The following is a 12926-nucleotide window of genomic DNA, read 5'->3' as shown; positions in this document are numbered from 1 at the left end:
GGCCACAGTGCTACCCATAATTTCGCGGGCGATGACAACTGTGGCGAGGAGGCTTGCCCCCGTTAGGCTGCGAAGCAGTCGCAAATAGGTCGATGCGGTCTAACTGTCATTACGCGGTGCAGGTTTTGGGACTGCTGCGCAGTCCAACGGGGGCAAGCCCCCTCGCCACAGGGCCACCTGAGTTCCATCTGTATAGAAGTTGTAACTGTGCGAACCGAAACTTAAAAGCTAGAGTCTGATGGTTTCACGCAGGTCCGGACCATGCCCCTGCGCACCTTTCAAGGAGCCTTCATGCACACATTCCGCCGCAGCGCCGCCGTCCTCGCCCTGAGCGTTGGCACCGTCGCCAGCCTCCCGGCCCTGGCCGCCGACGAGCTTCATTACAACCAGATTTCCCTGCGCGCCGAAGTCAGTCAGGAAGTGGCCCGCGACCTGATGATCGTGACCCTCTACACCGAAGAACAGAACACCGACCCGGCCAAACTCGCCGCCGATGTCAGCACCACCATGAACAAGGCGCTGGCCAAGGCCAAGCAAGTCAAGGACATCACTCTGCGCCAGGGCAGCCGCAACAGCTACCCGATCTATGACACCAAGGGCCAGAAAATCACCGGCTGGCGCGAGCGCGCCGAATTGCGCCTGGAAAGCCCGGACTTCGCTGCGCTGTCGAAGCTGACCGGCGAACTGCTCACCGACCTGAAAATGGGCGGCATGGACTTCGCCATCGCCACCCCGACCCGCAAGGCCAGCGAAGATGCCCTACTCAAGGACGCCGTGACCGCCTTCAAGGCCCGCGCCCAACTGGCCACCGACGCCCTTGGCGGCAAGAGCTACAAAATCGTCAACCTGAACCTCAACAGCAACGGTTATCCACAGCCTTACATGCGCGCGCCGATGATGATGAAAGCCGCCGCCATGGACAGCGCACCGGTGACGCCGGATGTCGAGGCCGGCACCAGCCAGGTCAGCATGACCGCCGATGGCTCGATTGAAGTGCTGATGCCTTGAATCGGTAGCCCGTAAACAAAAACGGCGATCATGAAAATGATCGCCGTTTTTTTTGGCAGTTTTCAGGCATGAGCTATAACTGGATAGGTCCCCCGAGAAAAGCCGTCGATTGGCCACTATCGGTACAACAATAACCACTCTTATTCACGCCATGCCCACCCCACAATTCGGGGTATGAATAAGTAACACCCCCGCCCCACGCGGGAGCAACCCGAGTCAAGAGCGCACTGTAAAAGTGCGTCATTTGCACCATAAAAACGCCGCGCAAACGGTCAAATGCGTCAGGAATTATACAAATGCGACATTAAGGTACGTTCGTGCCACCGTTTAAGGCTTGTAGTCACTCTGGATCTTGCATTGGGTATGGCCCCTGCATAAGTATCCGCAGGCACGACTCACGAGGTCGTCCTCTAATTCCAAAAATGACAACAAATCATGAGGCCACCATGCTTAAACACGCGGTCATTCCGTTCTTAGTTGGCGCAAGCTTGTTAGCCAGCGCACCGTTCGCCCAAGCAGCGACTAACCTGGTGTTCTGCTCCGAAGGGAGCCCGGCCGGTTTCGATCCAGGTCAATACACCACCGGAACCGACTTCGACGCCTCTGCAGAAACCATGTTCAACCGCCTCACCCAGTTCGAACGTGGCGGCACCGCCGTGGTTCCTGGGCTGGCGACCAAGTGGGACGTTTCCGATGACGGCCTGACCTACACCTTTCACCTGCGTGAAGGCGTCAAGTTCCACACTACCCCGTATTTCAAACCGACTCGTGAGTTCAACGCCGACGACGTGCTGTTCACCTTTAATCGCATGATTAACAAGGATGATCCGTTCCGCAAAGCGTACCCGACCGAATTCCCGTACTTCACCGACATGGGGATGGATACCAACATCACCAAGATCGATAAAGTCGACGACCACACGGTCAAGTTCACCCTCAAGGACGTTGATGCCGCGTTCATCCAGAACATGGCCATGAGCTTCGCCTCGATCCAGTCCGCCGAGTACGCTGCCCAGCTGCTCAAGGAAGGCAAGGCCGCCGACATCAACCAGAAGCCGGTCGGCACCGGCCCGTTCGTGTTCAAGAGCTACCAGAAAGACTCCAACATCCGCTACACAGGGAACAAGGACTACTGGAAGCCTGACGACGTGAAGATCGACAACCTGATCTTCGCCATCACCACCGACCCGTCGGTACGCATCCAGAAGCTGAAGAAGAACGAGTGCCAGGTCACCCTGTTCCCTCGTCCGGCCGACCTGAAGGCGCTCAAGGAAGACAAGTCCTTGAAGATGCCTGAGCAGGCGGGGTTCAACCTGGGCTACATCGCCTACAACGTGATGGACAAGATCAAGGGCGACGACAAGCCAAACCCGATGTCGCAGTTGAAAGTGCGCCAGGCAATGGACATGGCCGTCAACAAGCAGCAGATCATCGACTCCGTGTACCAGGGCGCCGGCCAACTGGCGGTCAACGCCATGCCGCCGACCCAGTGGTCCTACGACACCACCATCAAGGACGCCAAGTACGATCCCGAGAAAGCCAAGGAGCTGCTCAAGGAAGCCGGCGTCAAGGAAGGTACCGAAATCGTCCTGTGGGCGATGCCGGTTCAGCGTCCGTACAACCCGAACGCCAAGCTGATGGCAGAAATGCTGCAGTCCGACTGGGCCAAGATCGGCCTCAAGGTCAAGATCCAGAGCTACGAGTGGGGCGAGTACATCAAGCGCTCCAAGGGCGGCGAGAACGGCGCGATGCTGATTGGCTGGAGCGGCGACAACGGTGACCCGGACAACTGGCTGAACGTGCTGTTCGGCTGCGACTCGCTGGAAGGCAACAACTTCTCCAAATGGTGCGACAAGAAGTTTGACGACATCGTCAAGCAAGCCAAGCGCACTTCGGACCAAAGCAAACGCACCGAACTGTACAAACAGGCGCAACACGTCCTCAAGGATGCTGTGCCTATGACACCTATCGCTCACTCGACGGTGTTCCAACCCATGCGCGCCAACGTGCAGGACTTCAAGATCAGCCCATTTGGCTTGAACTCCTTCTACGGCGTCAGCGTCAGCAAATAAGGTTTTGCAACGGCGACGTTCCTGACGTCGCCGTTGCTTTATCTTCCGAGAAAGCAGGAATTCGCCTACATCCTAGTCCGCAGCTGACTACAGCATCGGGCGAGGACGCGTTGCCATTTCCTACGAGTCTTTAGGACTCTACGCATTTACTGCCGGACCCGTGGCTCATACCGTCGGGATCTGACCAGTGCACGCGTGGGTCATCGGTTAATGCTGCGCGCATGGCTTGAAATCAGTGATGCCTCTACGTCCGCGGACGGGACGGCGACTCATTGAAAACACTTTGAGAGAGAAGGGAGCGTTATGCGCCATACCTTGGTTTTATCCGCATTGCTGGGCACCGGCCTGTTGGCCGCCACTTCCATCAGCCAGGCCGCCAACAACAGCCTGGTGTTCTGCTCCGAAGGCAGCCCCGCCGGTTTCGACACGGCGCAGTACACCACTGCGACCGACAACGACGCCGCCGAGCCGCTGTACAACCGGTTGGCTGAGTTCGAAAAAGGCGCGACCAACGTCGTACCGGGCCTGGCCACGAGCTGGGATATTTCCGAGGACGGCCTCAAATACACGTTTCACCTGCGCGAAGGGGTGAAGTTTCATACCACCAAATACTTCACGCCGACCCGAGACTTCAATGCCGATGACGTGCTGTTCACCTTCAATCGCATGCTCGACCCGCAGCAACCTTTCCGTAAGGCTTATCCGACAGAGTTTCCGTACTTCAACGGCATGAGCCTGAACAAGAACATCACCAAGGTCGAAAAGACCGGGCCACTGACCGTGGTCTTTACGCTCAATAGCGTGGACGCCGCGTTCATCCAGAACATCGCCATGAGCTTCGCCGCCATCCTTTCGGCCGAATACGCCGACAAGCTGCTGGCCGAAGGCAAGCCGAGCGACATCAACCAGAAGCCGATCGGCACCGGGCCGTTCGTGTTCAAGAGCTACCAGAAAGACTCGAACATCCGTTACACCGGCAACAAGCATTACTGGGCCCCTGACCGGGTCAAGCTCGATAACCTGATTTTCGCCATCAACACCGACGCCTCGGTGCGCGTGCAGAAACTCAAGGCCGGCGAGTGCCAGATCACCCTGCACCCGCGCCCTGCCGATGTGCCCGCACTGAAGAACGACACGGCCCTGCAACTGATCGAGAAGCCCGGTTTCAACCTCGGTTACATCGCCTACAACGTGCGCCACAAACCATTCGACCAGCTTGAAGTACGCCAGGCGCTGGACATGGCGGTGAACAAGCAAGGCATTCTCAATGCCGTCTACCAGGGCGCGGGGCAACTGGCGGTCAACGCCATGCCGCCGACCCAATGGTCCTACGACGAGACTATCAAGGACGCCGCCTACAACCCGGAAAAAGCCAAGGAATTGCTCAAAGCTGCCGGCGTCAAGGAAGGCACCGAAATCACCCTCTGGGCCATGCCGGTCCAGCGTCCGTACAACCCCAACGCCAAGTTGATGGCCGAGATGCTCCAGGCTGACTGGGCGAAGATCGGCCTCAAGGTCAAGATCGTCAGTTATGAGTGGGGCGAGTACATCAAGCGCACCAAGAATGGCGAACACGACATCAGCCTGATCGGCTGGACCGGCGACAACGGTGACCCGGACAACTGGCTGGGCACGCTCTACAGCTGTGACGCCATTGGCGGCAACAACTACTCGATGTGGTGTGATCCGGCTTACGACAAGCTGATCAAACAGGCCAAGGTCGTCACCGACCGCGACCAGCGCACCCTGCTCTACAAACAGGCGCAGCAATTGCTCAAGCAGCAAGTGCCGATGACGCCAGTCGCCCACTCGACGGTCAACCAGCCGCTGAGCGCCAAAATCGAAGGGTTCAAGGTGAGCCCGTTCGGTCGCAATGTTTTCTCGGGTGTCAGCATAGAAAAATAACCGATTAGCCAGAAATGCCGGAGGGCGGATTTTCCGCCCTCACGCAGACGCTTTGCCGTCTTTTGCCAATTTGGCTGACAGCAAACGTTTGCGATGCCGTGAATGAGTTCTAAACCAATAGCCGGATCACAAAAAAAGACCGGCATAAAAAAAAGAAAGTAAGGAGCTTTACCCATGAAACTGAGCAGCACCGCGTTATTGGCCATGGCCATCAGCAGCGTAACCGCCACGGCTTACGCAGAAACCCAAAGCCAGGCTTTCACCCCGGTTACCGTGAACGAGAAAAGCGCCCAAAGCGAAGCCACCGGCTTTATCGAAGGCCAGTCGATCACCGGCACCACGCGCAACTGGTACGCCAACGAACAACTGCAACGCGGCGCAAAGTTCGCCTACAAGAAAGACGGCGTTTCGACCCCGACCGATCGCCGGATCAACTGGGTCCAGGGCACCATCCTCAAGTACAACTCGGGCTTCACCGAAGGCACCGTTGGCTTCAGCACTGAGGTGGCGGCGTACAACGCCATCGCACTGGACCAGGACCGCAAAGACCTGGCGTCCAACAACGGCGGCGCACCGGGCACTCGTCCAGGCGCGGGCAACAACCGTACCCTGACCAAAGAGGGCGGCGACGCTCAAGGCCAGTGGAGCAAACTGGGCCTGGCCAACGTCAAGGCTCGTGTCTCCAACAGCACCCTGACCGCCGGCCGCATGAACTTCAGCAGCCCGATGGTCGACGTGATCGGTAACCGTGCACTGCCTTCGAGCTTCCAGGGCGTGGCCCTCCACAGCGAAGAGCTGAACAACCTGGCCTTCGACCTGGCCACCTTCGACCGCAACTCACCGCGTACCGAAGAAAGCCAGCGCAAATTCCGCACCGAATACGCAAACGGCATCGTCGAAACCGACCACGTCTACACCGGCGGTATCACCTACAACCCGTTCGCCAGCCTGACCACCAGTCTCTGGGCGACCCAGGCTGAAGATATCTGGAACCAGTACTACTTCGGCGCCTCTCACGTACTGGGCGACAGCCAGGTACTGAGCCTGACCACCGGCCTGAACTACTACAAAACCAAGGAAACCGGTAAAGCCCTGATCGGCGACATCGACAACGACACCTACTCGCTGTCGTTCGGCCTGACCCACCAGGCCCACACCCTGACCTTCTCGTACCAGGAAGTGAACGGTAACGAGTACTTCGACTACCTGCACGAAACCAACGGCATCTACCTGGCCAACTCCCTGTTGTCGGACTTCAACGGCCCGAACGAAAAATCGTTCCAGGTTGCCTACGGTCTGAACATGGCCGAATACGGCGTGCCGGGCCTGAAGTTCAACATCTACCAGGCTCGCGGCTGGGGTATCGACGGCACTCACTACACCGGCAACGGCGGCGTGGCAGGCAAGGGTTACGACGGCATCCAGTCCCAGGATGGCGAACACCATTATGAATACGGCATCGGCGCGACCTACGCCGTGCAGAGCGGCCCGCTCAAGGCCACCACGATTCGCGGCACCTACACCGCTCACCGTGCCAGCGAAAACCAGGCTGACGGCAGCATCAACGAGTTCCGCCTCGTGACCACGGTTCCGTTCAACATCCTGTAATGCCCGTGCCGAACGGCTGATTCAGTGACGAATCGGCCGTTCGGCTTTTGTCCTTTAACTGATTGCAGAGGGTTCTTGATGAAAATGCTTCCCCTACGTGCGGCCATCGCGGCCGCGTTGCTCAGTGTCGCTGTCGGTGTTTCGGCCAAGCCCCTGGTGGTTTGCACGGAAGCCAGCCCCGAAGGCTTCGACATGGTCCAGTACACGACTGCAGTCACCGCCGATGCCGTGGCCGAAACCATCTTCAATCGCCTGGCAGACTTCAAGCCCGGCACCACCGACGTGATTCCGGCACTGGCCGACTCCTGGGACATCAGCGAAGACGGCCTGAGCTACACGTTCCATCTGCGTAAAGGCGTCAAGTTCCACACCACCGAATACTTCAAGCCGACCCGCGACATGAATGCCGACGACGTGGTCTGGAGCTTCCAGCGTCAGCTGGACCCGAATCATCCGTGGCACAAGCTGTCGAGCGTGGGCTTCCCGTACTTTGAAAGCATGGGCTTCAAGGAACTGCTCAAGAGCGTCGAGAAAGTCGACGACAACACGGTCAAGTTCACCCTGACCCGTCGCGAAGCACCGTTTCTGGCCGACATCGCCATGGCGTTCTCCTCGATCTACTCCGCCGAGTACGCCGACCTGTTGCTCAAAGCGAACAAGACCGGCGACCTGAACAACAAGCCGATCGGCACTGGCCCGTTCGTCTTCCAGCGCTATAACAAGGACGCCCAGGTCCGCTTCAAGGCCAACCCGGACTACTTCCGTGGCAAACCGCCAGCCGATGCGTTGATCCTGGCCATCGCCACCGACAACAACGTGCGCCTGCAGAAGCTCAAGGCCAACGAGTGCCAGGTCGCGCTCTATCCAAAGCCGGATGACATTCCGAGCATCAAGAAAGACGACAAGCTGAAAGTCGATGAACTGAACGCGATGACCGTTTCCTACATCGCCATGAACACCACGCACAAATACATGAGTGATGTGCGGGTGCGCAAAGCCATCGACATCGCCTTCGACAAAGAGGCATACGTCAATGCGTTGTTCGGCAAGGGCAATGCGACCGCCGCGGTCAACCCGTACCCGGACACCCTGCTGGGCTACAACCACAGCCTGAAAAACCCGGCCCGTGATCTGGACAAGGCTCGCGCCCTGCTCAAGGAAGCCGGCGTACCGGAAGGCACCACCTTCACCCTGTTCACCCGCAACGGTGGCGGTCCGACCAACCCGAACCCGATGCTCGGCGCGCAGATGATGCAAGCCGACCTGGCCAAGGTCGGGATCAAGATCGACATCCGCGTGATGGAATGGGGCGAAATGCTCAAACGCGCCAAAAACGGCGAGCACGACATGGTTTCCGCCGGATGGGCGGGTGATAACGGCGACCCGGATAACTTCCTGACGCCTATGCTCAGTTGTGAAGCGGCCAAGAACGGAGAAAACTACGCACGCTGGTGCAATGACAAGTTCCAGGCGCTGCTCGACCAGGCCCGGGAAAAAACCGATCCGGCCGAACGCGCAGCGCTCTACGAACAGGCCCAGGTTATTTTCAACCAGGACCAGCCGTGGATCAGCATGGCGCACACTAGAATGTTTACCGCAATGCGCAACAACGTAGAGGGCTATCACATTAGCCCCCTCACCACGAATAACTTCGCCACCACCCAGGTGAAGTAATAAGAAAACTCCCGGCATTCCTGACCCAGGCATGCCGGGCACGCCTAACCGGCTGATGAGGTACAACACACGATGTTTAGTTTTATTGCCCGCCGACTGGGGTTACTGATCCCCACGTTCTTCGGCATCACCTTGCTGACTTTCGCGTTGATTCGCATGATCCCGGGCGACCCCGTAGAAGTCATGATGGGAGAACGTAGGGTCGATCCCGAAATGCACGCTCAGGCAATGGAACGCCTAGGTCTGAACAAACCCCTGTATGCCCAGTACCTGGATTACATCGGCAAGCTGGCCCACGGCGATCTCGGGGAATCCCTGCGTACCCGTGAAAGCGTGTGGAGCGAATTCACCTCCCTGTTCCCCGCGACCCTGGAACTGTCCATGGCCGCCCTGTTGTTCGCCGGCATCCTGGGCCTTCTGGCCGGGGTGATCGCGGCACTCAAGCGAGGATCCCTGTTCGACCATGGAGTGATGGGTGTCTCCCTGGCGGGATACTCGATGCCGATCTTCTGGTGGGGCCTGATCCTGATCATGTTCTTCTCGGTAAGTCTGGGCTGGACCCCGGTATCCGGGCGGATCGACCTGCTGTATGACATCGAGCCACGCACCGGCTTCATGCTGATCGATACGCTGCTGGCCGACGAGCCGGACGCCTTCTTCGACGCCCTGCACCACCTGATCCTGCCGGCCATTGTGCTCGGCACCATTCCGCTGGCCGTGATCGCGCGGATGACCCGTTCGTCGATGCTCGAAGTGCTGCGTGAAGACTACATCCGCACCGCCAAGGCCAAAGGCCTGTCGCCGGCACGCGTGGTGTTCGTACACGGCCTGCGCAACGCGCTGATCCCGGTGCTCACCGTGGTCGGCCTGCAAGTCGGCACCCTGTTGGCCGGTGCGGTCCTGACCGAAACCATCTTCTCGTGGCCCGGCATCGGCAAATGGCTGATCGAAGCCATTGGCGCCCGGGATTATCCCGTTGTGCAAAACGGCATCCTGTTAATCGCCTGCCTGGTGATTGTGGTCAACTTCGTAGTGGACATCCTCTACGGCTTTGCCAACCCACGCATCCGTCATCAGCGCTGAGATCATGACCATGACCACTCCAATTCCATCGGTAGCAGTCGATCAAAGCCTGCTGTACCCGTCTCCGTACAAAGAATTCTGGCAAGCGTTTTCCAAGAACAAAGGTGCCGTCGCCGGCCTGATGTTCATGCTGCTGGTGATTTTCTGCGCCATCTTCGCCCCGTGGGTTGCCCCTCACGACCCGAGCGAGCAATACCGTGATTTCCTGCTGACCCCGCCGGCCTGGTTGGAAGGTGGACAGATGCAGTTCCTGCTCGGCACCGATGAACTGGGTCGCGACCTGCTGTCGCGCCTGATCCAGGGCTCGCGCCTGTCGTTGCTGATCGGTTTGTCGTCGGTGGTGATGTCGCTGATCCCTGGGATCCTGCTGGGTCTGTTCGCCGGGTTCTTCCCGCGCATACTTGGCCCGAGCATCATGCGTCTGATGGACATCATGCTGGCCCTGCCGTCCCTGCTGCTGGCCGTGGCGATCGTCGCCATCCTCGGCCCTGGCCTGATCAATACCGTGATCGCCATCGCCGTGGTGTCCCTGCCGTCCTACGTTCGTCTGACCCGCGCTGCGGTGATGGGCGAACTGAACCGCGACTACGTAACCGCCGCGCGCCTGGCCGGTGCCGGTCTGCCGCGCCTGATGTTCGTCACCGTGCTGCCTAATTGCATGGCGCCGCTGATCGTTCAGGCCACCCTGAGCTTCTCCTCGGCGATCCTCGATGCCGCCGCACTGGGCTTCCTCGGCCTTGGCGTACAACCGCCAACCCCTGAGTGGGGCACCATGCTGGCTTCGGCCCGCGACTACATCGAACGCGCCTGGTGGGTAGTGAGCCTGCCTGGTCTGACCATTTTGCTCAGCGTGCTGGCAATCAACCTGATGGGCGACGGCCTGCGCGATGCGCTGGACCCGAAACTCAAGAACGCCGCCTGAGGAGATTCCCATGTCACTGCTAGAAATCAAGAATCTCAACGTTCGCTTCGGCGACAAAAACGCCACGCCAGTCGTCGATGGTCTCGACCTGCAAGTGGACAAGGGCGAAGTGCTGGCCATCGTTGGCGAGTCCGGTTCCGGCAAGTCCGTGACCATGATGGCGCTGATGGGCCTGATCGAGCATCCGGGGATCGTCACCGCTGACGCCCTGAATTTCGACGGCAAGAACATGCTCAAGCTCAACAATCGCCAGCGTCGCCAGATCGTGGGTAAAGACCTGTCCATGGTCTTCCAGGATCCGATGACTGCCCTGAACCCGAGCTACACCGTCGGTTTCCAGATTGAAGAAGTGCTGCGCCTGCACCTGAAAATGTCCGGCAAGGCTGCGCGCAAGCGCGCCATCGAACTGCTGGAAAAAGTTGAAATCCCGGGTGCCGCCAGCCGTATGGACGCCTACCCGCATCAACTGTCCGGGGGCATGAGCCAGCGTGTCGCGATTGCCATGGCGATTGCCGGCGAACCGAAACTGCTGATCGCCGACGAACCGACCACGGCGCTGGACGTAACCATCCAGGCGCAAATCATGGACCTGCTGCTGGCGTTGCAGAAAGAGCAGAACATGGGCCTGGTGCTGATCACCCACGACCTCGCCGTCGTGGCCGAAACAGCCCAGCGCGTGTGCGTGATGTACGCCGGCCAGGCGGTCGAAGTCGGCCAGGTGCCGCAACTGTTCGACATTCCGGCACACCCGTACAGCGAAGCGTTGCTCAAGGCAATTCCGGAACACAGCCTGGGTGCCTCGCGCCTGTCGACCCTGCCGGGCATCGTTCCCGGTCGCTACGACCGCCCGCAAGGTTGCCTGCTGTCGCCACGCTGCCCGTACGTGAAAGACAACTGCCGTCAACAACGTCCGGCCCTTGACCAGAAAAGCAACAGCCTCGCTCGCTGCTTCTACCCGCTGAACCAGGAGGTGGCGTAATGGCCGTCGTTCTTACCGCCCGCGACCTTACCCGTCACTACGAGGTGTCCCGAGGCCTGTTCAAGGGTCACGCCACCGTGCGCGCCCTCAACGGCGTGTCGTTCGAACTGGAAGCCGGCAAGACCCTCGCTGTCGTAGGCGAGTCGGGTTGCGGCAAATCCACCCTGGCCCGTGCCCTGACCCTGATCGAAGAGCCGTCCTCCGGCTCCTTGAAAATTGCCGGGCAGGAAGTCGCCGGTGCCGACAAGGCCCAGCGCAAGCAACTGCGCAAAGACGTACAGATGGTGTTCCAGAGCCCGTACGCCTCGTTGAACCCTCGGCAGAAAGTCGGTGATCAGCTTGCAGAGCCATTATTGATCAACACCAACCTGAGCGCCGCGGAACGTCGCGAGAAAGTCCAGGCGATGATGAAGCAGGTGGGCTTGCGTCCCGAGCACTATCAGCGTTATCCGCACATGTTCTCCGGTGGTCAGCGCCAGCGGATCGCCCTGGCCCGCGCGATGATGCTGCAACCGAAAGTGCTGGTGGCGGACGAACCGACCTCGGCACTGGACGTGTCGATTCAGGCACAGGTGCTCAACCTGTTCATGGATTTGCAGCAAGAGTTCAACACCGCCTATGTGTTCATCTCCCACAACCTGGCAGTGGTACGCCACGTTGCCGACCATGTGATGGTGATGTACCTCGGTCGTCCGGTGGAAATGGGCACGAAAGAGGACATTTACTCCCGACCTCTGCACCCTTACACCCAGGCGCTGTTGTCGGCGACGCCGGCCATCCACCCGGATCCGGACAAGCCGAAAATCAAGATCGTCGGCGAATTGCCCAACCCGCTGAACCCGCCGTCCGGCTGCGCCTTCCACAAGCGCTGCCCGTACGCCACCGAGCGTTGCAGCACTGAAGAGCCGGCCCTGCGCCTGATCGCCGGCCGCCAGGTGGCTTGCCACTACGCCGAGCAATTCCTCGACGGCGCGGCATAAAAATGTGGGAGCGGGCTTGCTCGCGAAGGCGTCATTCCAGTCAACCTCAATGTCGACTGACAGATCGCTTTCGCGAGCAAGCCCGCTCCCACAGGGATTGAGTAGCTCAAGTAATTACGCGTTAACCAAACCCCTTCTGCCTCGAATGCGCATCACTCAGGTAGAAGGGGTTTTCTTTTGCCTGCAATAGAGCGACTACGTCTGGCTGTCGCCCTCTTCCTCATCGGAGTCCGGTTCGTCGGTGGTCGAGTCATCGTCGTTGTCCGCACCGCCCTGCCCCTGATCTCCCGGTTCCGATTCAGACTTGGCGATCATCAACCCCGCATAACCCGCCTGCCCGCTCGAAGCCTGCTCCCCGTGATCGATACACTCGGCCCACGCCGTCGAAGCTCCGAGCGAGAGCATCACCATCACCTTCAACAGCAGTAAAACGCGAAACAACCTGTTCATAGCCGATTCCTTCCTTTCGTTGAGTGCCTGTCTGGTGCTGAGTCAAATCTAGTTCCGATCAGCCGGGTTCTCCAGATTGGACGCTATCTGGCGGGGGAAAATGCAGCAGGTTTGGAGACTGGTTTGGAATAGGGGTTATTCACAACTCAACTAACAACGAAGCCCCCCCCTGTAGGAGCGAGCCTGAACTGGTCAAGTAATCCCAGACACCGATTACGGTGTTTATGCCGCTTTTTGCTCCATAG

Annotated in this window: 10 protein-coding genes; 9 read left to right on the top strand and 1 reads right to left on the bottom strand. The window is 59.2% G+C overall.

Translation table 11 applies throughout. The features are described from left to right. Positions 1 to 291: 291 nt before the first annotated feature. From AC1RP7_RS22590 to AC1RP7_RS22550, 9 genes are all read left to right on the top strand, one after another. Positions 292 to 1008: an SIMPL domain-containing protein gene (locus tag AC1RP7_RS22590; RefSeq protein ID WP_057716444.1), complete on the top strand. Its 717-nt coding sequence runs from the start codon at positions 292 to 294 to the stop codon at positions 1006 to 1008. A 446-nt stretch (positions 1009 to 1454) separates the two neighbouring features. Then, positions 1455 to 3080, top strand: coding sequence for an ABC transporter substrate-binding protein (locus tag AC1RP7_RS22585; RefSeq protein ID WP_218494908.1), 1626 nt, complete (start codon positions 1455 to 1457; stop codon positions 3078 to 3080). 303 nt (positions 3081 to 3383) lie between these two features. Further along, positions 3384 to 4985 carry an ABC transporter substrate-binding protein gene (locus tag AC1RP7_RS22580; RefSeq protein WP_493182908.1) on the top strand — a complete coding sequence of 534 codons (1602 nt, stop codon included), beginning with the start codon at positions 3384 to 3386 and terminating at the stop codon, positions 4983 to 4985. Positions 4986 to 5159: 174 nt separating this feature from the next. Further along, a complete protein-coding gene (locus AC1RP7_RS22575) occupies positions 5160 to 6593 on the top strand; it encodes an OprD family porin (RefSeq protein WP_057716447.1) in 1434 nt (477 codons plus the stop codon). A gap of 78 nt (positions 6594 to 6671) precedes the next feature. After that, complete coding sequence (locus tag AC1RP7_RS22570; RefSeq protein WP_407514389.1) at positions 6672 to 8267, top strand: ABC transporter substrate-binding protein; 1596 nt, start codon at positions 6672 to 6674, stop codon at positions 8265 to 8267. Between the two features lie 72 nt (positions 8268 to 8339). After that, positions 8340 to 9350 (top strand): ABC transporter permease subunit, encoded by a 1011-nt coding sequence (locus AC1RP7_RS22565; RefSeq protein WP_008051717.1) that lies wholly within the window; start codon positions 8340 to 8342, stop codon positions 9348 to 9350. A gap of 10 nt (positions 9351 to 9360) precedes the next feature. Continuing rightward, positions 9361 to 10272, top strand: a complete 912-nt coding sequence (locus tag AC1RP7_RS22560; protein WP_057716449.1) for an ABC transporter permease subunit — start codon at positions 9361 to 9363, stop codon at positions 10270 to 10272. Positions 10273 to 10282: 10 nt separating this feature from the next. Further along, positions 10283 to 11251: an ABC transporter ATP-binding protein gene (locus AC1RP7_RS22555; protein ID WP_057716450.1), complete on the top strand. Its 969-nt coding sequence runs from the start codon at positions 10283 to 10285 to the stop codon at positions 11249 to 11251. After that, the gene (locus tag AC1RP7_RS22550) at positions 11251 to 12231 is read left to right on the top strand and encodes a peptide ABC transporter ATP-binding protein (RefSeq protein WP_057716451.1); all 981 of its coding nucleotides are present in this window, start codon (positions 11251 to 11253) and stop codon (positions 12229 to 12231) included. The genes AC1RP7_RS22555 and AC1RP7_RS22550 overlap by 1 nt, the downstream gene beginning before the upstream one ends. Before the next feature lie 195 nt (positions 12232 to 12426). Here the strand turns inward: AC1RP7_RS22550 and AC1RP7_RS22545 are convergent, their stop codons facing one another. Next, the gene (locus AC1RP7_RS22545) at positions 12427 to 12681 is read right to left on the bottom strand and encodes a hypothetical protein (RefSeq protein WP_057716452.1); all 255 of its coding nucleotides are present in this window, start codon (positions 12679 to 12681) and stop codon (positions 12427 to 12429) included. Positions 12682 to 12926: the final 245 nt, after the last annotated feature.

The organism is Pseudomonas sp. GW822-FHT01E03, from assembly GCF_058802985.1.
Note: the sequence above shows the minus strand (reverse complement) of the source record. Positions and strands in the feature narration are given on the sequence as shown.

What these genes read in the sequence shown, in the direction of transcription:
- AC1RP7_RS22570 (WP_407514389.1), top strand. Translation starts at nt 6,672, where the DNA reads ATGAAAATGCTTCCCCTACGTGCGGCCATCGCGGCCGCGTTGCTCAGT.
- AC1RP7_RS22550 (WP_057716451.1), top strand. Translation starts at nt 11,251, where the DNA reads ATGGCCGTCGTTCTTACCGCCCGCGACCTTACCCGTCACTACGAGGTG.
- AC1RP7_RS22575 (WP_057716447.1), top strand. Translation starts at nt 5,160, where the DNA reads ATGAAACTGAGCAGCACCGCGTTATTGGCCATGGCCATCAGCAGCGTA.
- AC1RP7_RS22590 (WP_057716444.1), top strand. Translation starts at nt 292, where the DNA reads ATGCACACATTCCGCCGCAGCGCCGCCGTCCTCGCCCTGAGCGTTGGC.
- AC1RP7_RS22580 (WP_493182908.1), top strand. Translation starts at nt 3,384, where the DNA reads ATGCGCCATACCTTGGTTTTATCCGCATTGCTGGGCACCGGCCTGTTG.
- AC1RP7_RS22565 (WP_008051717.1), top strand. Translation starts at nt 8,340, where the DNA reads ATGTTTAGTTTTATTGCCCGCCGACTGGGGTTACTGATCCCCACGTTC.
- AC1RP7_RS22555 (WP_057716450.1), top strand. Translation starts at nt 10,283, where the DNA reads ATGTCACTGCTAGAAATCAAGAATCTCAACGTTCGCTTCGGCGACAAA.
- AC1RP7_RS22545 (WP_057716452.1), bottom strand. Translation starts at nt 12,681, where the DNA reads ATGAACAGGTTGTTTCGCGTTTTACTGCTGTTGAAGGTGATGGTGATG.
- AC1RP7_RS22560 (WP_057716449.1), top strand. Translation starts at nt 9,361, where the DNA reads ATGACCACTCCAATTCCATCGGTAGCAGTCGATCAAAGCCTGCTGTAC.
- AC1RP7_RS22585 (WP_218494908.1), top strand. Translation starts at nt 1,455, where the DNA reads ATGCTTAAACACGCGGTCATTCCGTTCTTAGTTGGCGCAAGCTTGTTA.